The sequence below is a fragment of the Mesorhizobium sp. Pch-S genome (assembly GCF_004136315.1).
Taxonomy (GTDB): Bacteria; Pseudomonadota; Alphaproteobacteria; order Rhizobiales; family Rhizobiaceae; genus Mesorhizobium.
Window position 1 is genome coordinate 5,609,845 of the sequence record NZ_CP029562.1, and the last position, 24,096, is coordinate 5,633,940.

33 protein-coding genes are annotated in these 24,096 nt (G+C 60.0%); 26 read left to right on the top strand and 7 right to left on the bottom strand.

Translation table 11 applies throughout. The features are described 5' to 3' along the window. Window positions 1-163: 163 nt before the first annotated feature. From C1M53_RS26370 to C1M53_RS26395, 6 genes are read left to right on the top strand one after another with little or no spacing between them, the layout of a single operon-like run. On the top strand, window positions 164-574 hold the full coding sequence (locus tag C1M53_RS26370) for a hypothetical protein (protein ID WP_129414916.1): 411 nt from the start codon (window positions 164-166) through the stop codon (window positions 572-574). 5 nt (window positions 575-579) lie between these two features. After that, window positions 580-813, top strand: a complete 234-nt coding sequence (locus C1M53_RS26375; RefSeq protein ID WP_129414917.1) for a hypothetical protein — start codon at window positions 580-582, stop codon at window positions 811-813. A gap of 11 nt (window positions 814-824) precedes the next feature. Further along, window positions 825-1,379 carry a hypothetical protein gene (locus C1M53_RS26380; protein WP_129414918.1) on the top strand — a complete coding sequence of 185 codons (555 nt, stop codon included), beginning with the start codon at window positions 825-827 and terminating at the stop codon, window positions 1,377-1,379. Between the two features lie 5 nt (window positions 1,380-1,384). Continuing rightward, a complete protein-coding gene (locus C1M53_RS26385; RefSeq protein WP_129414919.1) occupies window positions 1,385-1,732 on the top strand; it encodes a hypothetical protein in 348 nt (115 codons plus the stop codon). 3 nt (window positions 1,733-1,735) lie between these two features. After that, a complete protein-coding gene (locus C1M53_RS26390; protein ID WP_129414920.1) occupies window positions 1,736-4,264 on the top strand; it encodes a DNA methylase N-4 in 2,529 nt (842 codons plus the stop codon). Then, on the top strand, window positions 4,264-4,854 hold the full coding sequence (locus C1M53_RS26395) for a hypothetical protein (RefSeq protein ID WP_129414921.1): 591 nt from the start codon (window positions 4,264-4,266) through the stop codon (window positions 4,852-4,854). The genes C1M53_RS26390 and C1M53_RS26395 overlap by 1 nt, the downstream gene beginning before the upstream one ends. Before the next feature lie 5 nt (window positions 4,855-4,859). Here C1M53_RS26395 and C1M53_RS26400 read toward each other — a convergent pair whose 3' ends face one another. From C1M53_RS26400 to C1M53_RS26410, 3 genes are all read right to left on the bottom strand, one after another. Then, entirely contained in the window at window positions 4,860-5,516 is a 657-nt protein-coding gene (locus C1M53_RS26400; protein WP_129414922.1) for a hypothetical protein, read from the bottom strand. Window positions 5,517-5,587: 71 nt separating this feature from the next. Further along, window positions 5,588-5,869, bottom strand: a complete 282-nt coding sequence (locus tag C1M53_RS26405) for a DUF982 domain-containing protein (RefSeq protein WP_129414923.1) — start codon at window positions 5,867-5,869, stop codon at window positions 5,588-5,590. Window positions 5,870-5,890: 21 nt separating this feature from the next. Further along, entirely contained in the window at window positions 5,891-6,187 is a 297-nt protein-coding gene (locus C1M53_RS26410; protein WP_129414924.1) for a DUF982 domain-containing protein, read from the bottom strand. A gap of 122 nt (window positions 6,188-6,309) precedes the next feature. Here C1M53_RS26410 and C1M53_RS26415 point away from each other — a divergent pair, with 122 nt between their 5' ends. Beyond that, window positions 6,310-8,661, top strand: a complete 2,352-nt coding sequence (locus C1M53_RS26415; protein ID WP_129414925.1) for a DNA cytosine methyltransferase — start codon at window positions 6,310-6,312, stop codon at window positions 8,659-8,661. Window positions 8,662-8,732: 71 nt separating this feature from the next. Here C1M53_RS26415 and C1M53_RS26420 read toward each other — a convergent pair whose 3' ends face one another. Next, on the bottom strand, window positions 8,733-9,032 hold the full coding sequence (locus C1M53_RS26420; RefSeq protein ID WP_129414926.1) for a DUF982 domain-containing protein: 300 nt from the start codon (window positions 9,030-9,032) through the stop codon (window positions 8,733-8,735). A 104-nt stretch (window positions 9,033-9,136) separates the two neighbouring features. Between C1M53_RS26420 and C1M53_RS26425 the strand changes: the two genes are divergently transcribed. The 6 genes from C1M53_RS26425 (at window position 9,137) to C1M53_RS26450 (ending at window position 12,787) form a co-directional block, all read left to right on the top strand. Beyond that, window positions 9,137-10,591: a DnaB-like helicase N-terminal domain-containing protein gene (locus tag C1M53_RS26425; RefSeq protein WP_129414927.1), complete on the top strand. Its 1,455-nt coding sequence runs from the start codon at window positions 9,137-9,139 to the stop codon at window positions 10,589-10,591. Next, on the top strand, window positions 10,591-10,947 hold the full coding sequence (locus C1M53_RS26430; RefSeq protein ID WP_129414928.1) for a hypothetical protein: 357 nt from the start codon (window positions 10,591-10,593) through the stop codon (window positions 10,945-10,947). Before C1M53_RS26425 ends, C1M53_RS26430 begins: the two co-directional genes overlap by 1 nt. After that, window positions 10,944-11,168: a hypothetical protein gene (locus tag C1M53_RS26435; RefSeq protein ID WP_129414929.1), complete on the top strand. Its 225-nt coding sequence runs from the start codon at window positions 10,944-10,946 to the stop codon at window positions 11,166-11,168. Before C1M53_RS26430 ends, C1M53_RS26435 begins: the two co-directional genes overlap by 4 nt. Further along, window positions 11,165-11,452, top strand: a complete 288-nt coding sequence (locus C1M53_RS26440) for a helix-turn-helix domain-containing protein (protein ID WP_165358245.1) — start codon at window positions 11,165-11,167, stop codon at window positions 11,450-11,452. Before C1M53_RS26435 ends, C1M53_RS26440 begins: the two co-directional genes overlap by 4 nt. A gap of 124 nt (window positions 11,453-11,576) precedes the next feature. Beyond that, window positions 11,577-12,068, top strand: coding sequence for a hypothetical protein (locus tag C1M53_RS26445; protein ID WP_245488296.1), 492 nt, complete (start codon window positions 11,577-11,579; stop codon window positions 12,066-12,068). Next, window positions 12,065-12,787: a hypothetical protein gene (locus C1M53_RS26450; protein WP_129414931.1), complete on the top strand. Its 723-nt coding sequence runs from the start codon at window positions 12,065-12,067 to the stop codon at window positions 12,785-12,787. Before C1M53_RS26445 ends, C1M53_RS26450 begins: the two co-directional genes overlap by 4 nt. Here C1M53_RS26450 and C1M53_RS26455 read toward each other — a convergent pair. Together C1M53_RS26455 and C1M53_RS26460 are read right to left on the bottom strand one after the other, a co-directional pair. Further along, window positions 12,784-13,368: a hypothetical protein gene (locus tag C1M53_RS26455; RefSeq protein WP_129414933.1), complete on the bottom strand. Its 585-nt coding sequence runs from the start codon at window positions 13,366-13,368 to the stop codon at window positions 12,784-12,786. The two genes, C1M53_RS26450 and C1M53_RS26455, sit on opposite strands and share 4 nt — an antisense overlap. An 86-nt stretch (window positions 13,369-13,454) precedes the next feature. Continuing rightward, the gene (locus tag C1M53_RS26460) at window positions 13,455-13,808 is read right to left on the bottom strand and encodes a hypothetical protein (protein ID WP_129414935.1); all 354 of its coding nucleotides are present in this window, start codon (window positions 13,806-13,808) and stop codon (window positions 13,455-13,457) included. A 57-nt stretch (window positions 13,809-13,865) separates the two neighbouring features. On the opposite strand from C1M53_RS26460, the gene C1M53_RS26465 reads away from it, so the two are divergent. From C1M53_RS26465 to C1M53_RS26515, 12 genes are all read left to right on the top strand, one after another. Next, window positions 13,866-14,291, top strand: a complete 426-nt coding sequence (locus C1M53_RS26465) for a terminase small subunit (protein ID WP_129414936.1) — start codon at window positions 13,866-13,868, stop codon at window positions 14,289-14,291. Further along, complete coding sequence (locus tag C1M53_RS26470) at window positions 14,236-15,564, top strand: terminase family protein (protein WP_129414938.1); 1,329 nt, start codon at window positions 14,236-14,238, stop codon at window positions 15,562-15,564. The genes C1M53_RS26465 and C1M53_RS26470 overlap by 56 nt, the downstream gene beginning before the upstream one ends. 2 nt (window positions 15,565-15,566) lie before the next feature. Beyond that, window positions 15,567-17,090, top strand: a complete 1,524-nt coding sequence (locus C1M53_RS26475; protein ID WP_129414940.1) for a DUF4055 domain-containing protein — start codon at window positions 15,567-15,569, stop codon at window positions 17,088-17,090. A gap of 97 nt (window positions 17,091-17,187) precedes the next feature. Further along, window positions 17,188-17,988, top strand: coding sequence for a DUF6651 domain-containing protein (locus C1M53_RS26480; protein WP_129414941.1), 801 nt, complete (start codon window positions 17,188-17,190; stop codon window positions 17,986-17,988). A gap of 106 nt (window positions 17,989-18,094) precedes the next feature. Continuing rightward, window positions 18,095-19,258 (top strand): P22 coat - protein 5 family protein, encoded by a 1,164-nt coding sequence (locus C1M53_RS26485; RefSeq protein WP_129414943.1) that lies wholly within the window; start codon window positions 18,095-18,097, stop codon window positions 19,256-19,258. A gap of 63 nt (window positions 19,259-19,321) precedes the next feature. Continuing rightward, on the top strand, window positions 19,322-19,606 hold the full coding sequence (locus tag C1M53_RS26490) for a hypothetical protein (protein ID WP_129414945.1): 285 nt from the start codon (window positions 19,322-19,324) through the stop codon (window positions 19,604-19,606). 13 nt (window positions 19,607-19,619) lie between these two features. Continuing rightward, window positions 19,620-20,144 (top strand): DnaT-like ssDNA-binding protein, encoded by a 525-nt coding sequence (locus tag C1M53_RS26495; protein WP_129414946.1) that lies wholly within the window; start codon window positions 19,620-19,622, stop codon window positions 20,142-20,144. Next, on the top strand, window positions 20,141-20,500 hold the full coding sequence (locus C1M53_RS26500; RefSeq protein WP_129414948.1) for a hypothetical protein: 360 nt from the start codon (window positions 20,141-20,143) through the stop codon (window positions 20,498-20,500). The genes C1M53_RS26495 and C1M53_RS26500 overlap by 4 nt, the downstream gene beginning before the upstream one ends. Window positions 20,501-20,665: 165 nt before the next feature. Continuing rightward, complete coding sequence (locus C1M53_RS26505; RefSeq protein WP_129414950.1) at window positions 20,666-21,331, top strand: hypothetical protein; 666 nt, start codon at window positions 20,666-20,668, stop codon at window positions 21,329-21,331. A gap of 29 nt (window positions 21,332-21,360) precedes the next feature. Then, window positions 21,361-22,401, top strand: coding sequence for a head morphogenesis protein (locus C1M53_RS26510; protein WP_129414952.1), 1,041 nt, complete (start codon window positions 21,361-21,363; stop codon window positions 22,399-22,401). Next, window positions 22,401-22,574: a hypothetical protein gene (locus tag C1M53_RS31795; protein WP_165358246.1), complete on the top strand. Its 174-nt coding sequence runs from the start codon at window positions 22,401-22,403 to the stop codon at window positions 22,572-22,574. The genes C1M53_RS26510 and C1M53_RS31795 overlap by 1 nt, the downstream gene beginning before the upstream one ends. Next, a complete protein-coding gene (locus C1M53_RS26515) occupies window positions 22,574-23,023 on the top strand; it encodes an HK97 gp10 family phage protein (RefSeq protein WP_129414953.1) in 450 nt (149 codons plus the stop codon). The genes C1M53_RS31795 and C1M53_RS26515 overlap by 1 nt, the downstream gene beginning before the upstream one ends. Here the strand turns inward: C1M53_RS26515 and C1M53_RS26520 are convergent. Beyond that, complete coding sequence (locus C1M53_RS26520) at window positions 23,006-23,461, bottom strand: hypothetical protein (RefSeq protein ID WP_129414954.1); 456 nt, start codon at window positions 23,459-23,461, stop codon at window positions 23,006-23,008. The genes C1M53_RS26515 and C1M53_RS26520 overlap by 18 nt on opposite strands. A gap of 65 nt (window positions 23,462-23,526) precedes the next feature. Between C1M53_RS26520 and C1M53_RS26525 the strand changes: the two genes are divergently transcribed. Continuing rightward, window positions 23,527-23,940: a DUF4128 domain-containing protein gene (locus tag C1M53_RS26525; protein WP_129414956.1), complete on the top strand. Its 414-nt coding sequence runs from the start codon at window positions 23,527-23,529 to the stop codon at window positions 23,938-23,940. Window positions 23,941-24,096: the final 156 nt, after the last annotated feature.

Genomic DNA, 24,096 nt, shown 5'->3' on the forward strand with positions numbered 1-24,096 from the left:
GACCTTCCAACTTCTGAAACTGGCGCATCGTTTACGACCTTCATTCCTGCCTTCGACTTCCAGCCTCGGCGCCTTGGCGTGCGTGCTGGCTACGTCACCAACGTAGCCAAGGAAGGAACCCAGGATCATGGGGAATCGAACCCACAAACGCGGGGAACAGCAAATGTCTAGTGTCGCTGATGTCGAACGCGCCCGGGACTACGTCCGGCGCATCGGCGGACCGGGGAAGGGCGTCGCGATCATCGACGCCGCCTACCGCCTGCTCGAGGACCTGTTTCCCCATGAGAGAAGCCCAAAGGATCAATGGACGCTGCGGCGGGTCCGATCCTTTTGGGAGCGTGACGCAGCTCACGTCAAATTCCGGGAAATGCTCGAACTGCATCACGCGGCGGCGCACGTGGTGGAAGAGAAAATTCGGCTCCAACACGCGAGGAAAGAACATGCCGCATTCATCAAGGAAACCACCTCTGTTCGTTCGCTCATTGAGTTTGAAGACGAGGCTTTCCTTAGCGATGCGCTTGCGGACCGTCGCGGCCTCGCTGGCCGAATGGATCGCCCCGGAATTGAGGGCTGATCCCGATGAATGATCAAGCCAAGTTCTGGATGGTCTACGGCATCGGGCAGCAGCAGCCGACCGTCCGCCACAAGACATTCGTATCTGCACGGACGGAAGCTACGCGTCTGGCTCGCTTCAATCCCGGCATCGACTTCTTCGTTCTCGAAACTGTCGGCTCCGCCCGGAAAGTCGATGTCGATTTCACCGACATGCGCCGCGCCGACGAGCGCTGCATGGATGACGAAATCCCATTCTGAGGAGAACACGCATGGCAAAGAAACCAGCAAAGGCCGACCTTGGCCACAACAGCGAGCGCGAGCAGTGGGAGGAGCAGCAGTTCCTCAATGGCTTCCGCCAGATCAAAGAACACGAAGCCGACATGGCCGGCACGAAGGGCGAGATGGCCGGCGTCTACAAGCGGCTGGAAAAGCTCGGCTTCACCAAGGCTGATTTCAAATGGGCGAAGGAACTCGAAGACGAGGACGCGCCCAAGATCATCGAGACCATGCGGCGTCGGCTGCGCATTGCGCGATTCTTCGGCCATGGCGTCTCGCGTCAGATCGAACTGTTTGAGAGCGATCGGACGCCTGCAGATGAACGCGCCTATGGCGAAGGTCTCGCCGCCGGCAAACTGCGCAAGGACAACGCCAATCCCTATGGCGCCGACAGCAAGCAGGGGCAGGCCTGGCAGCGCGGTTTCAACGAGGGAACGGAGTTCATCAACAAGGAACTCGCCGGCAAATTCGATGAGGACGGCGGTTCGGAACTGATCTCGGGCGCAGATCCGTTCGAGCCCGAGCCTGTCACGGAAGCTGCGGAGTAACCCCCATGGGCCTCATCCTCGACTTCTTTACCCGCAACTTCCCCGATGATGACATCGACGCTGGCTTTGAAGCCGAGGTCGAGAAGCATCTGACTGCGTTCCATCCGAAGTGCGAGCCGACCATGCTCGACAAGGCAGCAACCATCGTCACCGACACGCTGGAACATGCCCATACGCTGAAGGTGCGGCTGGAGCGCGAGATTGCCGAAAAGCAGGAGCTTCTGCGCCAGGCCAACGTCGTGATCGAGGTTTTCGGCCCGAACCTGATCAAGCTGGAGGAGCGGGTCGATCCGCCTGTCGCAATCGCATCGCGTGCCAAGCGCGGCAAGCCACAACTCGCAGCGGCGGAGTAGGGCGTGTCCATCCATCCCGACTATCAGCAGTTCCTTCAGGCGAAGATCAAGGTTGCGCCGGCAACCGGTTTCGAGATCGATGACGCCGAAATCAATCCCGACCTGGCGCCGCACTGCCGGGCCATCGTGAAATGGGCGCTTGCTGGCGGCCGTCGCGGCATTTTCGCCGCCTTCGGCTTGCACAAAACCTCGATCCAGCTGGAGCTTATGCGCCTGATCGGCAAGTTCGTCGGCGGCCGTCGGCTGATCGTGCTGCCGCTGGGCGTCCGACATGAATTCTTCGACGAAGCGAAGGAGCGTTTCCGGGCAGAGTTTGCCATCGAACTCCGTTTCGTCCGGCGCGACGACGAGGTGACCGATGACGATGTCATCCACGTCTGCAACTATGAGAGCGTTCGCGACGGCAAGATTGACCCCCGCCAGTTCGTCGCCGCGTCTCTCGACGAGGCAGCCATCCTTCGCGGGTACGGCACCAAGACCTATCAGACGTTCCTTCCGCTGTTCGAAGGCGTCCGCTTCAAGTTCGTTGCGACCGCAACGCCGTCACCGAACCGCACCAAGGAATTGATCCACTACGCGGGCTTCCTGCAGGTGATGGATACGGGTCAAGCGCTGACACGCTTCTTCCAGCGCAACAGCGAGCAGGCGAACGAGCTCACCCTCTATCCGCACAAGGAGGATGAATTCTGGCTGTGGGTAAATTCGTGGGCCGTGTTCCTTCAGTCGCCGGCAGATCTCGGCTTTTCGGATGAAGGTTATGTGCTGCCGGCCGTTACGGTGAACTGGCACGAAGTCGAGACGGATCACGCCGCGGCGGGCGTCGATCGCGACGGGCAGGGGATCATGTTTAACGATCCAGGCGCCAGCGTCGTTCATGCCGCGCGGGAAAAGCGCGTCAGTCTCACCGCTCGCATAGCGAAGATGGTTTGCCTCATCGCCGAGGCACCCGAAGATCATCGTATCCTCTGGCATCACCTCGAGGCTGAGCGCGAAGCAATCGAGACGGCCGTTCCGAACGTGAATTCGATCTACGGCTCGCAGGACCTGGAGAAGAACGAAGCGTTCGCCGTCGGCTTCAAGGTGGGGAAGTTCCAATTCCTGGCGACCAAGCCGGAAATGTCGGGCGCCGGGTGCAACTTCCAGAAGCATTGCCACAAGGCGATCTTCGTCGGCATCGACGCCAAGTTCCACGACTTCATTCAAGCCGTCTATCGCATTGTGCGGTTCGGCCAGACCGAAGAGTGCACCATCGACATCATCTATTCGGAAGCTGAACGCGGTACCCGCCGCATTCTTGAAGAGAAGTGGGCCGAACACGACCGCATGATGCTCCGGATGACTGAGATCATCCGCAAGTACGGCCTCGGCTCGTTGCCTGTGGAAAGCATTCTCAAGCGCTCCATCGGTGTCGCGCGCCGTGTCGAGACTGGCGAGCATTTCCACATCGCGCACAATGATTGCGTCGATGAAGCCAAGCATACGGAGGCGGAAAGCGTCGGGCTCGTCGTCACTTCGATCCCTTTCAGCAACCACTACGAATACACGGCCAGCTACAACGACTTCGGCCACACCGACAACAACCGCCATTTCTGGCAGCAGATGGATTTCCTCACTCCGGAGTTATTCCGGATCCTGAAGCCGGGTCGCATCTACGCCTGCCACGTCAAAGACCGCATTCTGTTCGGCAATGTCACCGGGGCAGGCCTGCCAACAGTTTCGCCTTTCCATGCCGAGGCGATCTTCCACGGTATCCAGCATGGCTTCGACTATTGCGGGATGATCACCATCGACACCGATGTCGTGACGGAGAACAACGGCAACTACCGGCTCGGCTACACGGAGATGCTGAAGGACGGCTCGAAAATGGGCGTCGGCTCTCCTGAATATCTCCTGCTGTTCCACAAACCCCAGACTGACCGCACCAAGGGATACGCGGACCAGCGGATATCGAAGGATCGCGAAGAGTACAGCCTGGCGCGCTGGCAGCTGGACGCCCATGCCCATTGGCGTTCGAGCGGCAATCGCCTGCTGACGCGTGACGAATGGCTCCAGATACCACCCAAGGCGGTACCGAAGGCCTTCAGGTCCTACAGCGAGGCCACGGTCTACGATCACGAAGATGTCGTTGCCATCGGCGAGGCTCTTCAGTCGAAAGACCGGCTGCCGACCGAATACATGGCGCTGGCGCCGGCGTCGCATTCGCCCTGGATATGGTCGGATGTGTTGCGGATGCTGACCCTCAACGGCAGTCAGTCGCAGCGGAACGTCGAGAAGCATATCTGCCCGCTGCAGTTCGACATCGTCGACCGCTGTATCGAGCGCTTCTCGGTTGCGGGCGACATAGTCTACGACCCGTTCGGCGGCCTGATGACGGTGCCATATCGAGCGATCCTCAAAGGGCGCCGCGGAATGGCGTCAGAGCTCAATGAGGTCTCATTCAAGGATGGGCTGCACTACTGTCGGGAAGCCGAGGCCAAACGTGCGGTGCCAGATCTCTTCGGGGCGCTGCAGGCGATTGGGGAGGCCGCCTGATGCTCATACTTGGCCTTGACATCGCAACGACAACCGGCTTCGCCTGGTACGAGCCGGGATCGTCCCTCGCATCCATCAAGACCGGCACGATCAAAGCCGAAGGCGACAATGCCGAAGAAAAGGCTGCGTCTCTCGCCGTTCAGCTTCGGGAGCTTTTCTACGAGACCCGCACGGTTGACGGCCGGCTCGAACGAAACCTCATCAAGCCCGACTTCGTCGCGATCGAGCAGCCGATGCGGAACGTGAAGTCGTTCCGGAAAGTGCGCCAGGATCTTGCCGGCGCCGTCGAGGAAGCGACGATCAACCCGAATGCGCTGCAGCTTGAGGGCTTGGTCTGTGCTGCCGTCGCGATCATCGCGGCCTACCGCATTCCATGGGAGACCATCCCGGCGGCAACCTGGCGCAAGCATTTCCTCGGCATGGGGCGCAATCCAGGATTCGATCGGGCGGCATGGAAGCGCGCCGCGGTTGAGCGCTGCCGGGCATTCAAGATCGCGGTGAAGAACTCAGATGCTGCCGAGGCTGTCGGCATCTCAATCGCCGGTGAAGCCACGCAGACCTACCGCATGATGATGGCGAGGGCGGCCTGATGCACCTACACCGCAGCTGGCGCCATATTCAACTTAGCCTCCAGTGTGACGACACGAGGCATTTCAGTTGGCATGAACAGGTCGACCGCAAAGACCACGCTGATCTCTTCGTCGGCGACGCTTCGATCAACGGCGCTGACGTAGCCGAATATTTCGCCAAAGGGAGGGGCATCACTTCTGTTCTCCCATCCATCAATTCTGACTATGCCACTGATGTTTGGGTCCATGTTGATGCCGACGGTCCTGTCGCCAAGGCCCACTTCTTTGAGCCCAACCTGAACAGGCACGTTCGACCAAGCGACCCGAACCCGAAGAATGTCAGCCGAAACTCGGTTCCAGTTAACAATTCGAAGAGCGAAATCTTCAAGTCGGTCTTGCGGGTGTCTCGCTGTCAGTGTGGGCTTAGCATCGCCAAGAACAAAGTCGGTCTGTCGTCTTTGCTCACGAAGCTGGTCGTACAGCGCAAAGAGAGTAACGCCGGCTGCTACGGCAGCAGCCCAACCGCTAAGTGCGCTCACCCATTCTCGAACGCAGTGCTCCTCTCCAGCAATGCACCACGAGTACTCACCCAAGACCGAAGATGCGATCCAATAGGCAGCGAACCCGCCGACAAGCGGGCCAACGATAACGTTGAACCAGAAAATGAAACGGCGATCCCCCATGAGCGGATGCGTAGCACGAGCTCGGCGATCTTGGCGAGGGCGGCCGCATGACTACGACCGCCCCGAATCGATCAGACGTGATGATCTGGCCGGCCTTTGATGACAGGCGGCATCCATTCGTCGATGATCAGCCCCTTCTTCCTGGCAAAGGCAACAAAGAGGCCCCGCGCTGTCTCGGCGTCGACATCACCGGTCAATGCCGCTTTGCAGGCTCGAATGGCCGCACGCTGCTCAGGGCTGTTGCCGCAATACTCCATCGCGAACTGGTAGGCGTCGACAACGGAGTTGAGTTGACGCGGAAATCCCAGGCCTACCCATACGTGTATTGGTTCTTTGAAAGGCTGCGAAAGCATCGGAACCTCCCAACCATCTCGCTACGCCGGCACACCGTCGTCAGCCATCAGCGTCAACCGAGGCCGGAGCGACGGTGCTTCTGTGAGAATGCCGACAGATGTAGCGAAGCCGACGAACGCGTTCTTCGCCGCCTGGATTGGACGGCCTTCGTCGTACGCTCCTTCGCATGCATCAACAGCGGTAGAGTGAATGGTGCTGCGATTGTCTTCTGGCCAGTCGTAGAGAAAATCGAGGGCATCCTCCAGCCGCACGATCTCCTCAACCAGCCCTTCCGCGGTCTTCACGTAGACCGGTCCGGCAAACGTTTTATCGCTCATCGAAATCTCCAATGTTCCGAACGATTTCAGGTGTTTGAGGGATGGCCGCCCCATCGAGTGGCAGCGGCATTCGCGGAATATGTGAAAGCTCTTTTTGAGCGTCAAGACCTGACGAGGATCGCGTGACCGTCACCAATATTGATATCGAGTTCCGGCACTTCCATCTGTTCTGCGGCCTTGGCGGTGGTGCCAAGGGCTTCAACAAGGGTACGGCGCGTGTCGGCAGCCTGAAGGCGCGGTTTCGCTGCATAGGCGGTATCGATGTCGACCCGGCATCCATTCGCGATTTTTCCCGCGCTGCCAAGGTCGAAGGCACCGTTAGGGACCTCTTTGACGAGGATCAATATCGAGCGTTTCATGGTGAGGCACCGCCTCCTGGATGGCGACCAGCGATGCCGGCTGATATCCGACGCGCGGCGCACGGCGAGCGGCCGCACGTCGTTTTCCTTTCCGCGCCATGTAAAGGTTTCTCGGGACTTCTACCTGAAAAGTCCTCGATGACCGACAAATATCAAGCACTGAACGGCCTGACACTTCGAGGCGTCTGGCTGATGCTTGAAGCTTGGAAGGACCATCCCGAGGGCTTACCCGAACTGATCATCTTCGAGAACGTCCCACGCATCATGACGCGCGGTAGGTTCCTTATCGATCAGATCGTCGCACTGCTTCGCGCTTATGGTTACGCCGTCGCCGAGACGACGCATGATTGCGGCGAAATAGGCGGCCTTGGCCAGAGCCGGAAGCGATACCTGCTTGTTGCCCGCCACGAAGCGAAGGTTCCTCCGTTCCTGTATGAGCCAGAAAAGCGGCGCCTACGCGGCGTCGGCGAAATCCTAGAACGGCTGCCTTTGCCGGGTGATCTCCGTGCCGGCCCAATGCACCGGTTGCCAGCTCTCCAGTGGAAGACATGGGTTCGCCTAGCCTTTGTTGAAGCCGGCTCCGACTGGCGCTCGCTGAACAAACTTGCGATCGAGAATGGTTCCCTACGCGATTTCGGCATCATGCCGGATCACGAATGGCAGGCCGGCGTTTTGGGTGTTCGCCAATGGCTAGATACCAGCGGCGTCGTCGCGGGCCGTTCCAGCCCAACAAACGGCGCTTTCAGTGTTGCAGATCCTCGGCCCGAAAATTTCCCAGCCGATCGCGGCGGACTGCTCGGGGTCGGGAAATGGGCGGAAACGGCATCCTTGATCACGTCCCAACGATCGCCGCAGCAAGGTCGCTACTCTGTTGCCGATCCGCGCTTCGTCGGTCGGGAAAACCAACAGTACGGCGTTCGCCAGTGGGATCGCCCCTCGGGTGCCCTTACCTCACAAAGTACACCAGGCGGAGGCACGTTCTCGGTTGCCGACCCTCGTATGGAAGGCAAACCGCGCTTCAATAACGTTTTCCGGATTGTGCCCTGGGCGGGAACTTCGCCTGCGGTTGCAGGGCCTGGAGGTCCAGCTGGCGGCTTGGCTGTTGCAGATCCCCGCGCCGAGGCTGACGCCACATACCAGCAAACGAAGTATCGTGTAACGGGGTACAAGGAGCCGGCCGGAACCGTCATCGCAGCATCCACCACAGGCAATGGCGCCTTCGCGGTCGCCGATCCAAGACCAGTCGACGATCTCCGTTCGGGTGCCCATGGCGTCCGGAAGTGGGGTGAGACTTCCGGAACAGTTCAGGGCGAAAGCCTGCCGTCGAATGGTGCCTTCGCAGTGGCCGACCCGAGGCCTGGCAAAGCGACGGAGGATTTGCAGGGCAATTGGTATGTAAACCCATTCGACCAAGCTCCTCATGCTGTCGTCGGGAATCGAAAATCAGGTGCCAGCGCCGTCGCCGATCCTCGCCCCGGATACGGAGAAAACACCCACCAGAACATCCTATCAGTCGGCGCATGGGAGAAGCACTCAAAGGCTGCAACAGGCGCAACGCATGTAGCCGGTGGCGCGCTGTCTGTTGCAGACCCGCGCCCTGCGGCTTTCGGTGACAAGCGAGAGAACTACCAGACAGGCGGCCACTATGGCGTGGTGCCATGGAAGGGTACGGCCTATGCCGTTCCAGGCTTCGCCAAGCATGATCGTGGCAATTGGTCCGTGGCCGATCCCCGAGAAACCGAAGCCGAGCCTCTATTTGAGCTGCCGAAACCCGATGACCGCCTCGTCGCAGTTATCCGTGCGCTCGACGGTACTTGGCACCGGCCGTTCACCACGCTCGAGCTCGCAGCGCTGCAAAGCCTGGTCGATCCAGATGAAGTTGCCGAAGGATATTCGCTCGACGGCCAGTCGGATTCGGCATGGCGTGAGCGTATTGGCAACGCGGTTCCGCCGGACGCTGCCGAAGCCATTGCTGGCGTCATGGGGACCACCCTGCTCCTGGCAATGACCGGTGAGACGTTCATGCTTTCCTCGCAGCCGATCTGGGTTCGTGAGATCGCGACGGCCTTGGCTACCGACCAGCGCGGTAACATTCCTTGGGAGGCGGCAGAGTGAACGCACAACTCCCAAACGTCATCGACATGACGGAGGAGGCCGCATTAAGCGGCCCCTCCTTCAAAGGATCGCTAAGCAGTGACGAGTCCACCGGATCCTTGCTTGATCATCCACGGCTGGACCGCAGGTGCTTTCTCAAGGATGCCCTTTTTGACGCCAAAGGCGCGCATCGCGTCTCGGGCCACCTTGATCGGCTTAAGCCCATCATAAGCCATGAGGCACGTGCTCAGCGTGGTTTCGTAGATCGCATCACGCCTGTCTTCGGGCCATTCGTAGAGGAAGTCGATCGCGTCATCGATGCTTTCGATCTCCCTCACAAGGTGCTTACCCTCCTTCAGATAGATGGGTCTGTCGAAGGTCGTCTTGCTCATATTCTCCTCACTATTTGTCAGCATTTTCAACGACTAAGCCGACTTTTCTCGCCGGCTATAGGAGATTTGAGAAAGAGATTGCGGCATTTCAAGGGGGCATTCGCATGAACGCGCACTCCCGCGATTTCACACCGGCCCGTGAGGCACCAAACAACATTGAGGCGGAACAGGCGCTATTGGGCGCGATCCTGGTCAACAACGATGCGTTTCATCGTGTGGCCGACTTCCTCAAGGCTGCACACTTCTATGAGCCGCTGCACCGAAAAATCTATGACGTGGCATCTGAACGTATCCGGTCGGGCAACGCTGTTGATCCGATCCTGATCAAATCCTTCCTGCCGGCCGGCGAGATGGTCGGCGAGTTGACCGTGGCGCAATACCTGGCGCGGCTTGCCGTCGAGGCCGTCACAGTCATCAACGCCGCGGACTACGGGCGCGCTGTCTATGACATGGCACAGCGCCGCAGCCTGATCATCATCGGCGAGGAGATGGTGAACGTCGCCTATGACGCGCCACCAGATATGCCGGCAATGCAAATCGGCCGCGACGCTGAGGCACAGATCATCGAGGCCTTTGCCGAAGCGCCGGATGACGACAACTGCAACGTTGAAGATATCGTCGACGACATGGTTGCGGCGTTCTCGGCCATGGCGAAGAAGCCGGTGGTTCCACTGCCACTTCCTCAACTGCGGGAGACAATAGGCGGCGATATGGAGGGGGGCATGCTCATAGGCATGCTGTCGGGCTCAGGTGAGGGCAAGACATCTCTCGCACTCCAGATCGTCGGCGAGGCGCTGGCGAATGGCCATCCCGTCATGATCCTGTCCTTCGATCAGTCGAAGCAGCAGATCATCGATCAGATCGTCAGCCAGCGGACGGGGATTGAGAACACCCGCATTCGCGACCGGACGATGATGGACAAGGAGAAGGTTCGGTATATCGAAGCGCTCGCCGATGTCAGGACAACACCGCTGCGGATTAGGAAGTGCAATGGCTCGTACGATACCGCGGGTCATCTGGTCAGCTATGTGAAGAGGACGCTGCTTCCGCTCTGCCGGAGGCTGGGCAAGACCGGCCTTGTCGTTGTCGATCACGCCCGCAAGGTATGTCCACGCGATCCCAAAGCGCATGAGGGGCGCATCGCTGCCGAGATCAACGGCGTCTTCAAGCACTTCGCCGATGAACATGGCCTGGTCTGGCTCAACCTTATGCAGAGATCGGCCTCAGGCGCCAAGCGCCGCAATCCTCGCCCAATCGATACCGACATCTTCGGCGGCGAGCAGGGCAGGGAGGATTATGACGCCGTCTTCTACCTCTACCGGGCGTGGAAGTACTGGCAGAACCAGATCAAGACTTCTGAGGACGATAAGGACGAAGACCGGATCAACGCTCGCTTCAATCGCGAGAAGTGGACCGAGGACCAGGCCGAAATCGGTGTCCTGAAATGGCGGTTCGGCGATCCGAACAAGCGCTATCGCGTCCGGTTCGAGGCGCAGTTCACCCGCTATGTCTCCATGCGCGAGGAGCCAGATCCTCAGCTTTTCGAGGAAACCCTCTGATGGCCAACACACCCGACTTTCTCCCCGACTATTCGAGCATGCCGTTCAACGGCCGCTACAGGCCCCTTTTTAAGTTGTTCAGTACCGACAACTGGAAATTCGTCCGCGAGAACGGCACGCCAGTGGAGCGCGACACGGCGCACCAAGCCATCCAGGCGGCCAAGGACTGTGTCAGGCGCATCCTTAACCCTGAAATCCGAGCCGAGCAGGCCGAGATCGTTGCTGACGTCCTAGGCGTCGAGGAATGGCGACGGGAGAGGGCGGCACTGGCTGCAGGTAATCAGGAGGCGGTGCTTGGTGCGGTGATTGTCAAAGGCCGGCAGGTGAAAGTCGAGCGGGTGCGGAGGCGGGCATGACGGAGCTTTCCGCACCGCAAGAGATGCTGCTTGGCGATGTCGTTCGACACGGCGCCGAAGTCGCGTCCCGCAATGCCAAGCCGGTTAGAGCCCTGCTGGCGGCAGGGCTCGTAGCCAACGGCGGACCAAATCGTAAGGGGCAGATGGTTCTGGTTCCCACGCCAAAGGGCAGGGAAGAATGGAACCGCATCGCTTCTGCCCGTTTGAGGGCGCAGGCATGAGCTTCGTCACTCCCGCATCCCAGATCATCGCCGGCGCTCGACCGATCGTCATCCCTCGCACCGAAGCGCAGCAGATCATCGCGGACGTGGCTCATGAGCATGGCGTGACCTATGCCGAGGTGTTGTCGGCCAGCCGCGCGCGGAAGCTCGTCGTGGCCCGTTATGACGCTATGGCCGCCGTCTACCGCGCAAAGCCGCAACTTTCGCTTATGCAGATGGGTAAGATGTTCCGGCGCGATCCGAAGACCGTCTGGCATGGCTTGATGCGACGGGGGCTGAAGTGAACGTCCACCAGCCCGCAGCATCCCTACACGGCCTTGTCTGCCCGTCCTGCCAGTCGCCAGACCTGCGGACGCTGGAGACACGCCCTACCGCTGGTGGTGTCAAACGGCGCCGGGAATGCGAGACATGCGGGCATCGGTTTACGACGGTGGAAAGGCTGAAGGAGCGGCCGGCGAAATGATCGATCCCCGCGTCCAGGCCCTGTGCGAGGAGTTCGAAGTCCGGATTGTGCCGAAGTCGGTATATCCGGGCCCGGGTGAGACGCGCGCCGTCGGTGCGCTGGCCAAGATCATCAATCGCCACGGCATGGAACACGCGCGGCTCGTGATGACGACGCTGGCAGAAACCGAGAACAACAAGGCAGCGCTCGAGGCGGCTGTGTTCGGCGCTGCGTCCGATCTGATCCGGGCAAGGCCCGAGTGGGTCGAGGATACCTCCAAATGGCTGGCGGTGTGGGATCGGTGCCCGGTTGGCGAGTTGCAGGCCTTGACGCACGAATTGCGCGGCCACGTATCGATGCGCAGCGCGCTCGCCGGCCTTATCTACGAACGGCTGTGGCGTGCGTTTGGTCCGCGTTCCATTCAACCAGATCTCTATGACGACAGGCGGCGAGCATGAACATCGGCGATATCGCGAACATCTTCATCCGAGCGGCCGAGATCGACCGCAACAGCCACGAGCACGTCGGGCCCCACGCTTTGCGAGCCCAACAGCTTCCCTATGTCCACGACCAGGCCGACAAGAACGGCTGGGGCAAGGCCAGGGAAAAGCGCGTCGTGAGGCGGGGCAAGCTCATCCAAGGCGACTGGCTGGAGGAGGGCGACGATCCATTGGCGGCCGAGCGCAAAGCGTTCTTCGATCGAGTGGCGGCCATGCCGACTGCGGCTGAGATTACGCTTGTCGAAAGCCTGTTCGACTGGCTCCAGGCAACGGACGATGATGCCGAGCGCCGCGCGCTATGGGCATGGGCTCGTGCCAAGGCTGGCGGCAAGGCATTCCGTCGCTGGTGCTTCACTGTCGAAGGCATCCATCCCGAGACTGGTAGAAGGCGAAAAGATCGTGCCTTGGAGCGAATTTCGCGTCATCTTGCCGGGAAACAGCGTTTGCATGCACAAAACCCCGAAATCAGGGTGTTGTCATGCGGCCATGAAATCAGGGATGTTTCGGATACGATCGCCGAAGATGCGGGCAAACGAGACAACCTCAATTCATGGCTGGCAGATGATGCCTTTGCACCGTTCATGAGCAACGAGCCACAGGCGGCTTTCTCCTGGGCGAAGAAGCGGAACGAGATGCGTCGGCAGCGCGAGGCGAAGCGCCAGAAGCAGGCGGCTTAGCCCGGCAGCGGGGGAGTATGGACGAAAGCGTCATAAGTCCACCATGCGCCAACGCCGAAGGCGGCGAATGACGCAAGGCCGAGCAAAATCACGACGACGTTGGCGACGAGTCCTGCCATCTTTGTGGCAGGTGTGTCGTATCCATAAAGCCATTGGGACAAGTACGTGCCTCCGGAAACCAATCCGGCGAGGAGTGTTCCAAAGACGAATGGCGCGAGGCAGCCGGCGAAAGTCGGGATAGATGATGATCGGATGCTGGCTAGGTGCCCGAGAAATGCCAGCAGAGCTACTGAAGCCCCTCCGTTTATCGTTGTCATGCTGCGGATGGCGTTCTGGCCCAGTGTGATCACGGAGCGGAACATTTCCAAGTCGGTGGCGTGGGCGAGTTTGATGTTCTCAACGTGCTGCGTGAGTTCTGCCTTATATCGTTCGAGCTCGGCCGGCGACGGGTTCGGTTCCGGTGATTGTTCTACCCTGGCGAGGTAGTTGATCAGATTCTCGGTGGTCACCGCCTCTAGGCCGTTGGCCTGCAATGTTTCAATTTCGGACTTCAGTCGTCCCGCAAACTCTCTGATCCCCATGCCCATTCTCCCCAATGCCCGTCATGAGAGCTTCGCCCAGGCGTTGGCAAAGGGCAAGTCAGCGGGCCGGCGGTGAAGGGATTCGCCTAAAGCGCCTCGTTGAGGATCTGCTTCAGTCGCTGGGCAGAAGCTGATGGAAGATAAAACCCCATCCAACCGGCTCCTGGGTGCCTGATAGCCAGAACGACGCCATCACGATCTGGCCCGGGAGTGATCTTCCAAAACGGATTGACCAGCGCGGTGATGGCGGCGTTGGGATCAAGATCCGTGGGGACCTCGTCGGTCATATCCGCCCTTGCACGGATGAATGACGCGATGATCTCAGACAGTTCCTCGGGGCTGGTGAGGCTCCACGCTGTCATCTCTCCTGCTACATGGGTTTCAATCCGTGCCGCGCTACGATCGGGAGTGAGGCCGATGACGTACTCAGCTTTCTGCATCGGTGACCATCCATCGTTCGATTAGCCGCAACGTCGTCGAAGCAAAGGTAATCTCACGTGACGCTCACTGACAAGCAGCAGCGCTTCGTCGCCGAGTACGTCATCGACTTGAACGCCACACAGGCCGCAATCCGGGCTGGATACGCAGCAAAGACGGCAAATCGCGAAGGGTCGCGGCTGCTGTCAAATGTAGACATCGCAGATGCGATCGCCCGAAAAGCGGCAGAGAAGGCCGCAGCGCTCGATCTAAGCGCGGAGAGGGTGCTCAAAGGTCTGTTTGAGGAGGCGACCCGTACCGGCGAGGGAAGCTCCCACGGTGCCCGTGTGTCGGCCTGGGGACTACTCGGAAAATACCATTCGCTGTTCACCGATAAGATCGAGGCGAGCGTTACCGCCGATGTGACAGTGACTGACGCAAGAGGACAGCTTGAATCTCTCATCGCTCGCCAGCTTGCCGCCGGAGGTAAGAAGCCAGGCGCTTAGCAGCCTGACCGATCAACAGTGCCGCGAACTTCTGCATGACTGGCGGTTTCTCGCCCGTCCAGAGCAACTGGAACCGGAAGGTGATTGGCAAACCTGGATGATCCTCGCCGGCCGCGGCTTCGGCAAGACGAGAACCGGCGCGGAGTGGACCCGAGAGCAGGTGAGGGCCGGTGCTACCAGGCTGCATCTCATCGCTCCGACGGCGTCCGACGCCCGCGATGTCATGGTGGAGGGCGAAAGCGGGTTGCTGGCGGTATGTTGGTCGGGAGACCGGACTTACGCCGGCGAGCCGATAGGCCGCCCATCCTATGAGCCATCCAAGCGCCGGCTGACGTGGGCCAATGGCGCCATTGCCACCCTGTTCTCAGCGGAGGAGCCAGAACGTCTTCGCGGTCCTCAGGCCGAAGCAATGTGGTGCGACGAGCTCGCGGCATGGAAGTATCTGCGCGAGACCTGGGACATGGCCATGTTCGGTCTTCGCCTCGGCGACCGACCGCGGACCTGCATCACCACCACACCGAAGCCGCTGAAGATCCTGCGTGAGATCATGCAGGACAAGCTCACGGTGGTGACGCGGGGCTCTACCTTCGCGAATTCTGCCAACCTTGCCCCGACCTTCCTCAAGGCGATCAAGGACAAATACGAAGGCACTCGCCTCGGCCGACAGGAACTTGAAGCGGAAGTGCTGGAGGAAGCCGAGGGGGCTCTATGGAGCCGCGCCTTGGTCGAGCAGTCCCTGCTTAAGGGCGCGTTGCCCGAAATGAAGCGGATTGTCGTCGCAGTCGATCCGGCAGTGACTGCCAAAGAGGAAAGTGCGGAGAGTGGCATCATTGCAGCCGGATTGGGGCGAGATGACCGCGGATACGTCCTGCAGGATGCATCGGGCCGCATGTCGCCAGGCAAATGGGCGGCAACCGCGGTGAGACTCTACCACGATCTCAAAGCCGACCGGATTGTGGCCGAGGGCAACCAGGGCGGTGATTTGGTCAAACATGCAATCCACACCATCGATGCCACCGTGCCAGTGACGATCGTCCACGCTTCTCGCGGCAAAGCAGCTCGAGCCGAACCTGTGGCCGCACTCTACGAACAGGGCAAGGTCAGCCACGTGAAAGGCCTAGCCGATCTCGAAGACCAGATGGTGAATTGGGAACCCCTTTCAGGGATGCCTTCTCCCGATCGCCTCGACGCTGCAGTGTGGGCCTTAACTGCGCTGATGCTGACCCAAGTTGTGCCGACCGCGGTTGTCGGCACCTATCAAACCGCACGGTAGCCATGGCACTCGAACCAAAGAACGATCCGTCGAACCCATCGGCGGATTACAAGGCTATGGCGCCTGATTGGGCGATGATTGCCGATATCCGCGCCGGCGCTCGCCGTGTGAAGGAGAAGGGCGAGCTCTACCTGCCTCGGTACGAGAACGAAGCTGTTTCGGCCTACAAGAAACGGCTGGAGGCGACGCCTTGGCGGCCTGAGTTTGTCGACGCGCTGCGCAATCTGTGCTCGAAGCCTTTCACTAAGGCTGTAGCGCTGCAGGGGACAGTGCCCGACGCGATCAAGGAGATTGCTGAGGATATCGACGGGGAGGGCAACGACCTTCACAGCTTCGCCCGGGCTCAGTTCGTAGAAGGCGTGGCAGCCGGCGTGGTCGGCATCTACGTCACCTATCCAGACAGCGAGCCGGCTAAGACGGTTGCCGAGGAGAAGAAGGCCGGCACGCGCCCCTATTGGGTTCCGCTCCTCGCCGAGAACATCCTCGCTCTCTACACGGTCAAGGTGAACGGGCGCGATCTGGTCCAGCATATCCGCCTTCGTGAATGCCATGTCGAGCGCGATGGCTACGCCGAGAAGGAAACGGAGCGGGTCCGCGTTATCGACATTGCGGCGCATGGCGCTTCGCCGACATGGGAGTTGTTTGAGAAGCAGGTCGACGCGACAACGAGGGATGTCACTTGGGTCTCGGTCGGCCGCGGCGCGATCACACTCGACCTGATCCCGATCGTCCTGTTCTTCACTGGTGAGCGCTCCGGCATCTATCGAGTGAAGCCGCCGCTGATCGACTTGGCGGTCATGCAGATGGAGATCTATCGCGCACTGAGCCGCGAGGATGAGATCCTGACCTTCGCCGGATCTCCGATGCTCAAGGCGAAGGGGATGAACCCGCCTGCGCCGACCACCGCTCCGGTCGTCGTGGATGGCAGGGAACGACTGGTCGAGACACCCGCGCCCCAGATCACCGTCGGGCCGAAGACTGTGCTCTTCGCCCCGCCAAGCGAAAACAACCAGGCTGATTGGGATTTCATCCAGCCTGATGCAGCCAACATCACAGCGGTATCGGAAAGCGTCGACAACAAGATCGACCACTTTCGACGGCTCGCGCTTCAGCCAGCCACTCGAAAGTCGGGCAATCTGGTCGCCACGGTATCCGCGATCGACGCCGCCAAGGCGCACAGCGCCGTCGAGGTCTGGGCAAACGGGCTGAAGGACGTGTTGGAGCAGGCCTTCGTCTTCACCTGCATGTGGATGAAGATCGCGACCACGGTCGAGGTCTCGGTGCATACCGACTTCGGCATTGATGCCGGCGGCACCGATGAGACGGGCAATCTGCTCGAAGCCCGGAAGAATGGCGACCTGTCCCAGCGCACCCTGTGGGACGAAATGCAGCGCCGCGGCACGCTCGGGCCTCAGTTTGATCCTGAAGTGGAAGAGCAGCGCCTGCTCGAAGAAGTGCCCGGCGAAGACAGCCCCGACGATATTGAGGCTGCAACGACGCCTCGCAAGCCGGCAAACGCGGCCTGATCAACACAAGTTTTGGATTTTGCCTGCCCAACGGATGTTTGGCGGGTGTTTCGGCGCGGATGCGCCATAGCCGGGCGGATGCCCAGAAAGACCAGCAATGAAACTGAAACTCGTGACTGTCGAAGGGAAGACCTACGCCGAGGTGCAGGACGGCAAGCCCGTCTTTGTCCATGACGACGGCAAAGAGGTCGCATTCGATGCTGTCGGTACCGTCGCCACGATCACAAGGCTGAATGGCGAGGCCAAGACGCACCGTGAGGCCAAGGAAGCCGCCGAGACCAAGCTGAAGGCCTTCGAAGGCATCGAGGACGGCGAGGCGGCCCGTGCTGCACTGGAAACGGTCAAGAACCTGGATGCCGGCAAGCTCATGGAAGCTGGCAAGGTCGAGGAACTGAAGGCCGGTATCAAGAAAGCAGCTGAGGAATCCGTCGCCGCTGCGAACAAGGCCAATGCCGAAGCGCTGGCCGCTGAGAAGGCGCGTGGTGACAAGCTGGAGCTCGCCCTCAACGGTGAGATGATCGGCGGCAGGTTTGCTCGCTCCCAGTATGTCGGCGACAAGCTCGTCCTGCCTGGTCCTGCCGCTCAGAAGGTCTTCGGCGATCATTTCAAGATCGAGGATGGCAAGGTCGTGGCGTACGACGCCGCCGGCAACAAGCTGTTCTCTCGCGCTAAGCCCGGCGAAATCGCCGAGTTCGATGAAGCCATGGAGATCCTGGTCGATGCTTATCCCTACAAGGACAGCATCCTGAAGGGTACCGGCCACAAAGGCGACGGTTCGCGCGGCAGCCAGGGCAATGGGCAGGGCGGCGCTAAGACCATGTCCCGGCAGGCATTCGATGCGCTCGATCCCGCGTCCAAGTCCGCAAAGATCAAAGAGGGCTACACCCTCACTGAATAGCGTCCCCACGACGCTGTGACTGCCCCACGCGGATGCGGGACGGGGCGACCGGGCTGGATGGCCCAATTCCCCCAAACATCAATCCCAAATCTGAAAGGTAGCCACCATGGGTAATACTCTGACGGGCCTCGTCCCGACTATCTACAACGCGCTGGACGTGGTTTCGCGCGAATTGGTCGGGCTCATCCCGGCTGTGACCTCGGACATGACCTATGCGCGCGCCGCAGTTGGTCAGACCGTCATGTCGCCGGTTACCCCGGCTGCAACGGCCACCGATATCACTCCGGCCGTGACGCCGCCGAACGATGGTGACCAGACCATCGGTAACGTGCCGATGACCATCACCAAAGCTCGCCGTGTCCCGATCCGCTGGAATGGCGAGGAAAAGCTCGGCCTCGACAACAACGGCGCCAGCTACAACACCATCCTTTCCAACCAGTTCCAGCAGGGCATGCGTACCTTGGTGAACGAGGTGGAAGGCGATTTGGCCGCACTGCACACCAAGGCCTCTCGCGCTTACGGTACCCCGGGCACCGCGCCTTTCGGCACCCCTGCTGACCTGAGCGATTCCGCAGGCGCTCTTCGCATCCTGGAGGAGAACGGTGCTCAGGGCCTCGACTTCCAGCTTGCCCTTGGCACCGCCGCCATGGCCAATCTGCGCGGCAAGCAGTCGGTACTGTTCAAGGTGAACGAAGCCGGCCGCGAAGACATGCTGCGAAACGGCATCACCGATCGCCTGCAGAACCTTGCGCTGCGCCAGTCGGCTCAGATCAAGACCTTCACGGCGGGTACCGGCGCAGCGGCCACCACCAACGCCACGGGCTATGCCGTCGGCGCCACTGCGATCACCCTGGCTTCGGCCGGCACCGGTACCATCCTCGCGGGCGATGTGATCAGCTTCGCTGGTGATACCAACAAGTACGTTGTAGCCGCAGGGGACACGGATGTGTCCAATGGCGGCGTCATCACCATTGCAGCCCCTGGCCTGCAGAAGGCAATCCCGGCTGCGGCCACGGCGATTACGGTGTCTGCAACGGGCGCGCGCAACATGTTCTTCGCTCGCTCTGCCATCGCTCTGGCCACTCGCGCTCCGGCGCTGCCGCCGCAGGGTGACTCGGCCATCGATCGCATGATCGTGACCGATGCGCTGACCGGCCTGAGCTTCGAAGTCTCGATGTACGCCCAGTACCGCCAGATGCAGTACGAAGTCGCGCTGGCGTGGGGCTGCGCCGCAATCAAGCCTGAACATATCGGCCTGCTGCTCGGCTAAGCCTTCCGTCATCGACGGGCGCGCTTCGGTGCGCCCGTTCCTCTTTCAATCAGGATCAACGACATGAAAACGATCAAGGTTCAGCCTTGGGGCGAAGATCAGGGCGAGTACGTGCTGATCAACGAGGAAGACTTCGACGCCAAGTTCCACGAGCCCTTCGATGAAGGTGCGCAGCCGACCGACGCGCCGAAAATCGAACTCGGTACCGACAGCGGCGAGGAGTTCAGCGACGAGCAGCTTCGCGACGCCATCGAAGCAGCTAGCGGTCAGCGTCCCCACCACATGACGGGTCGCGCCAAGCTGATTGCGCAATTCAACGAACTCAATGCAGAGGCGGCGGCCGAGTAGGGCCGAGTGAACTATGCTCATCGTCGAGGATGGCTCCGGCCTTGCCAATGCAGAAAGCTACGTCAGCGTGAGCGATGCCGTGGCGTATGCCGCTGCGCGCGCGCTCACGTTCCCTGCAAGCCCCACCGACAAGGCTGAAGCAGCGCTGCGCCGTGCAACAGCCTACATCGACAACACCTATCGCACGCGGTTCCCAGGCCAGCGGAAGGAGTTCCGCCTGCAGGCTTTGGAATGGCCTCGCGTCGGCGTTGTCGACATGAACGGGTTTCCGGTCACGAGCGACGAGATCCCGGTCGAGATCGTCCGGGCCGCTTGTGAAGCAGCGGTACGTGAACTGGCAGCGCCTGGTTCGCTCACGCCAGACGTAACGCCCGGCAAGGTGAAGAAACGCGCCAAGGTTGGAGACATCGAGGTCGAATATGCGGTGGGTGGCGGTGGCGTTGCGAGCCAGCAGCCGATCTCGCCGATTATCGACGGGATACTCGCTGCGCTGATCGGCATAGGGCAACCGTTCACAGCTTCGGCGGTGCGCGGATGACCGGCTTCTACGAAGAACTCCGCGGCGTGGCCGACGAACTGTTTGGCGAGTTCAAGCAGGGGAGCGTGCAACTCCGCCGCGTCACCACAACGCCGGGCCCGAACGAATGGGACCCGCCGACTGAGACGACTGAGACGTGGGAACTGGGCGCAGCGGTGAAGCGTGTCGACCAGCGTTACGAGAATGGCATCTTGATCGTGCAGACCGGCGACATCGTGACGTTTGCCGTGCCGCCAGTGGCGCCGATCCTGAGCGACGGACTCGTCATCGACGGCACTCTTCGGGCGATCACCAGCCTGCGCCCTACGCCGTCAGCGGGCACTGTAGTGGCCTGGGAGGTGTTCTGTGCCGCCTAAGTAAGTGTGTAAAAGATGGCTTAGAATAGAGCCGATGATATTGCGGACTCACTTGGATTTTGTTTACGTTACTGCGCGGAGAAAATTGCCAAGGGGGATTAGATGTGTCGAGCGCTGGCTATTTGCTTAACTGTGGTAGTCGCTGGGTGTACAACTGGTGGAGATATGAATGATTTAACTCCGGTTGGGTACACAGCGCTTAACCCGACAAGCACTGGTGTTAAAGTTGGCCACCTTTATTTTGAAGGACCTGGTAAACGTCCAGCCTTCAAGACGGCAAACGGTAGGCTTTACAGTTCCCTATGCTACATAGATTTTGAAAAGACACCGCCGCTTATCGATATTGGAAAACACGTAGTTGATGAGGGTGTGAGCGTTTCCAAACTAGATACGAGCGACTCGGGTAACCTTAGCGGTTCCGGGTCAATACCAACTCTGGGCGCTGCAGCGGCCGGCGCTAGTGCGGGGGCCAAGAAAGGCTACGTTGTCGAGAACTTGCATGTATTCACTCTTGCCGGCGACGGCGACGTAGTGGTGCGCAAATCCATTAAGCCGAATTGTCGTGATCAAATCCGAACCCTCAAAAGAGCAAACAAGAACGTTGTTCTCGCAACCGGTGCCACGCGTGCGGAAACGCTCTCTGAAACAAAGAGCTACAGCCTGCAAGGGAACATAGGTGGGGAATTCAAGGTCAAGATCGGGAACGAAAAAAAGGCAGCTACCTTTCAAGTGGACACCGGGGAAAAACAAGGCGGAGGGTTCACACACGCAAAAACCCTGACCAGAAAAAATGTCTATCTTTCAGTTAAGCTAGACCGGTTTCAACAATAGCGGGCAAAAGGCCTGCGCATGGCGGGCTCATGCTCAAACGCTTATCACCTCGCGAGCGCTTCGAACAGCTTGTCGCGACATGGGAGCCGCTGCTTCGCGCCGCGTTCATTGAGGCGATCGACGACATTCGGTCGAACATCGTCTTGCGACGGATTGTAGAGCGGCTGGAACGCGCTGACATTGCCGGTGCAATCCGAGCCCTCAACCTCGAGGAGGCGGCATTCCGGCCGCTGGAAGAGGCCATCCGGCAGGCATTCAACGGTGGTGGCATTGCTGCGGTCGAGCAGATGCCTCAACTGCGTGAGCCCGATGGGCATCAGGTCGTAGTACGCTGGGATGCTCGCAACCTGGCAGCCGAGAATTGGCTGCGTGAGCACAGCGCCACGCTGGTCACGAACATCGTCGAGGATCAAAAGGTTGCGATCCTATCCGCTTTGGAGGAGGGGCTGTCCCGCGGCGATAACCCAACCAAGACAGCGCTGCAGGTCGTCGGACGGGTCAACCGGGTCACAGGGAAGCGCGAGGGCGGCGTGATCGGGCTCACCACAGCCCAAGCGGAGTATGTCGCCACAGCCCGACAGGAACTGTCCCTCGGTGAGCCCGATCAGCTGAGAAACTACCTATCGAGGAACCGCAGGGACAAGAGGTACGATCGCACTATCCTTGCGGCAATGAAGACGGGCGAGCCGCTGCCGACCGAGACCATCGATCGGATCACATCGAGGTACGCTGACGGGCTGTTGAAGCTTCGCGCCGACACGATCGCGTTGCATGAGACATTCGAAGCTCTGAACACCTCCAAAGAGATCGCGTTCCGCCAGCAGATCGACAAGGGCAGGGTGCAGGCTCAGAACGTCACCAAGACATGGCGCCACACACCACAAGAGCATCCCCGAGCGCACCATGTGGCGATGAACGGCCAGAAAGTGCGGTTTGATCAGCCGTTCATGGCGCCGGATGGAACCGCAATCCCATATCCACATGCTCCCGGCGTTCCGGCGCGGCATACTCTCGGATGCAAGTGCTACTGCGATTTCCGAATTGATTTCGTCGCTGAACTGGTGCGCTGATGGCTGAAATTGAAATCGTGTCGATCGATATCGACAGTCTTGATCTGGACGAGGAAACCAAGGCGCTTTTCATCTCTTGCCTTCCAAAAGAGCCGGTCGACTGGTCGAAGATACTCACCGAGGAGAGGATAGCTGAGGCGATGATCGCCGCTGATCTGGTGAGGGTGCAGTAGTGGCCTCGTTCAGCGCGCAAGTTGGAGCATGGGCGGCCAAGGTCGACGGGGCCCTGGAGGCTGTTTTCAAGGAGAGCGCTCAGGAACTGGTCAACACCATGGATCAGCTTCTCGTGGACATGGTCTACAAGGGGCCGCCGTCTCCAAACTACAACCGAACCGGATTCCTACGGGCTTCGCTGATGGCGTCGACTACCGCGATGCCTCAACTGACGCGGGACAATCCTGGTGTACCCGTCCCGGCTGACCTTGGCGACGTGATCTTGGTAATTGCTGGCGCTGATCTGGGCGATACCATCTACCTGGGCGTCACCGCCTCCTATGGCGCGATGGTGCACTATGGCGCGAGAGGACAGGCCCCACGTCCGTGGGTCACTCTCGCCGCGCAACGCTGGACGGCAATCGTTGCGACGAAGGCCTCGGAGGTTAGATCAAGGCTTGGCTTGTAGCTCGGCTGCGTTTCCTCGGAGGTATTTCTCGAAATGCTCCCGTTGTGATGCTTTACCGTTGCAAACTTTGAGCATTATCGGATTGACGAGCCTAAGCACCTTCCCGATGGTAACCTTGTCGGCCTGGTTGTTCTTCTTGTTGTGTACGTCAGCCCAAAAAATCCGTTCCCATTTCGTCGCTGAGGCTCCTAATTCGTAATATTCGATGGCGTTGATCGTCGAATTCCTGCTCGCATCTTTAAACACTGCCACCAACTTGGTTTTTCGACCCGCCGAGTTTTGAGCGAGCAATTCGAAAACTCCACTGTTGGTGTGAGGGCACTTCAGGTCGAACGGCTTGAGTTTTTCGGCGGGATCGACCCACTCCTTGGACTCTGCTCGTGCGTTGGTGCCAACGGTAGCAATGGCCACCAACAGAGCCGTGAGAATTTTTCTCATAATCGCATGCCCCCGAAATCCCGTCCCTAACTCGGGAAATTATCAAACCTCGTAGGTCTCACAACGTGCCATCCATCGAAACATCGATCTGGCTCGCTCTGAAGGCGAGGGTGGAAGCGCTTGTGCTATCGCCTACGCTCCCCATCGCATGGCCGAACCTGAGCTTCACCAAGCCGGCCACGGGCTATCTCCGCGTCACCCACGTCTCAAACGTCAACCGGCGGCTGTTTCTCGGATCGACGGACCCGCATCAGCGGCTTGGCCTCCTGCAGGTCGACGTATTCGGCAAGAAAAACGAGAACATAGCCGTTGCGGTTGAAGTGGCGGGTAAGGTGGCTGCGCACTTCCCAACTGATCTCCGGATGCGCTTCGGTGACGTCACAGTTCGCGTCACCACCGCGCCGACGGTTGCCCAGTCGCTCGATGATGACACGCACGTTATGCTGCCGGTGACCGTGCCCTATGAGTGCTTCGCTTAGCCTCGGGAGCGGGACTTCCACCAACAAAAGACACCCCAAATTGTCGTAAGCGCCAGAACCAAACAGGCGGCGAGTAGGACCAAACCGGTGACTGCGAGGCTGCTGCCCCACCCAATGAAGGGGGCGTTGCACTGGAAGCCGCCGAACCCGAAGGCG

Excerpts from the sequence above, each read along its gene's own strand:
- C1M53_RS26505 (WP_129414950.1), top strand. The coding sequence starts at position 20,666 with ATGAATGATTTAACTCCGGTTGGGTACACAGCGCTTAACCCGACAAGC.
- C1M53_RS26375 (WP_129414917.1), top strand. The coding sequence starts at position 580 with ATGAATGATCAAGCCAAGTTCTGGATGGTCTACGGCATCGGGCAGCAG.
- C1M53_RS26485 (WP_129414943.1), top strand. The coding sequence starts at position 18,095 with ATGGGTAATACTCTGACGGGCCTCGTCCCGACTATCTACAACGCGCTG.
- C1M53_RS26405 (WP_129414923.1), bottom strand. The coding sequence starts at position 5,869 with ATGCTTTCGCAGCCTTTCAAAGAACCAATACACGTATGGGTAGGCCTG.
- C1M53_RS26450 (WP_129414931.1), top strand. The coding sequence starts at position 12,065 with ATGAACATCGGCGATATCGCGAACATCTTCATCCGAGCGGCCGAGATC.
- C1M53_RS31795 (WP_165358246.1), top strand. The coding sequence starts at position 22,401 with ATGGCTGAAATTGAAATCGTGTCGATCGATATCGACAGTCTTGATCTG.
- C1M53_RS26520 (WP_129414954.1), bottom strand. The coding sequence starts at position 23,461 with ATGAGAAAAATTCTCACGGCTCTGTTGGTGGCCATTGCTACCGTTGGC.
- C1M53_RS26455 (WP_129414933.1), bottom strand. The coding sequence starts at position 13,368 with ATGGGGATCAGAGAGTTTGCGGGACGACTGAAGTCCGAAATTGAAACA.
- C1M53_RS26430 (WP_129414928.1), top strand. The coding sequence starts at position 10,591 with ATGGCCAACACACCCGACTTTCTCCCCGACTATTCGAGCATGCCGTTC.
- C1M53_RS26460 (WP_129414935.1), bottom strand. The coding sequence starts at position 13,808 with ATGCAGAAAGCTGAGTACGTCATCGGCCTCACTCCCGATCGTAGCGCG.
- C1M53_RS26510 (WP_129414952.1), top strand. The coding sequence starts at position 21,361 with ATGCTCAAACGCTTATCACCTCGCGAGCGCTTCGAACAGCTTGTCGCG.
- C1M53_RS26385 (WP_129414919.1), top strand. The coding sequence starts at position 1,385 with ATGGGCCTCATCCTCGACTTCTTTACCCGCAACTTCCCCGATGATGAC.
- C1M53_RS26440 (WP_165358245.1), top strand. The coding sequence starts at position 11,165 with ATGAGCTTCGTCACTCCCGCATCCCAGATCATCGCCGGCGCTCGACCG.
- C1M53_RS26500 (WP_129414948.1), top strand. The coding sequence starts at position 20,141 with ATGACCGGCTTCTACGAAGAACTCCGCGGCGTGGCCGACGAACTGTTT.
- C1M53_RS26370 (WP_129414916.1), top strand. The coding sequence starts at position 164 with ATGTCTAGTGTCGCTGATGTCGAACGCGCCCGGGACTACGTCCGGCGC.
- C1M53_RS26445 (WP_245488296.1), top strand. The coding sequence starts at position 11,577 with ATGCGGGCATCGGTTTACGACGGTGGAAAGGCTGAAGGAGCGGCCGGC.
- C1M53_RS26410 (WP_129414924.1), bottom strand. The coding sequence starts at position 6,187 with ATGAGCGATAAAACGTTTGCCGGACCGGTCTACGTGAAGACCGCGGAA.
- C1M53_RS26380 (WP_129414918.1), top strand. The coding sequence starts at position 825 with ATGGCAAAGAAACCAGCAAAGGCCGACCTTGGCCACAACAGCGAGCGC.
- C1M53_RS26435 (WP_129414929.1), top strand. The coding sequence starts at position 10,944 with ATGACGGAGCTTTCCGCACCGCAAGAGATGCTGCTTGGCGATGTCGTT.
- C1M53_RS26395 (WP_129414921.1), top strand. The coding sequence starts at position 4,264 with ATGCTCATACTTGGCCTTGACATCGCAACGACAACCGGCTTCGCCTGG.
- C1M53_RS26475 (WP_129414940.1), top strand. The coding sequence starts at position 15,567 with ATGGCACTCGAACCAAAGAACGATCCGTCGAACCCATCGGCGGATTAC.
- C1M53_RS26490 (WP_129414945.1), top strand. The coding sequence starts at position 19,322 with ATGAAAACGATCAAGGTTCAGCCTTGGGGCGAAGATCAGGGCGAGTAC.
- C1M53_RS26420 (WP_129414926.1), bottom strand. The coding sequence starts at position 9,032 with ATGAGCAAGACGACCTTCGACAGACCCATCTATCTGAAGGAGGGTAAG.
- C1M53_RS26400 (WP_129414922.1), bottom strand. The coding sequence starts at position 5,516 with ATGGGGGATCGCCGTTTCATTTTCTGGTTCAACGTTATCGTTGGCCCG.
- C1M53_RS26425 (WP_129414927.1), top strand. The coding sequence starts at position 9,137 with ATGAACGCGCACTCCCGCGATTTCACACCGGCCCGTGAGGCACCAAAC.
- C1M53_RS26480 (WP_129414941.1), top strand. The coding sequence starts at position 17,188 with ATGAAACTGAAACTCGTGACTGTCGAAGGGAAGACCTACGCCGAGGTG.
- C1M53_RS26495 (WP_129414946.1), top strand. The coding sequence starts at position 19,620 with ATGCTCATCGTCGAGGATGGCTCCGGCCTTGCCAATGCAGAAAGCTAC.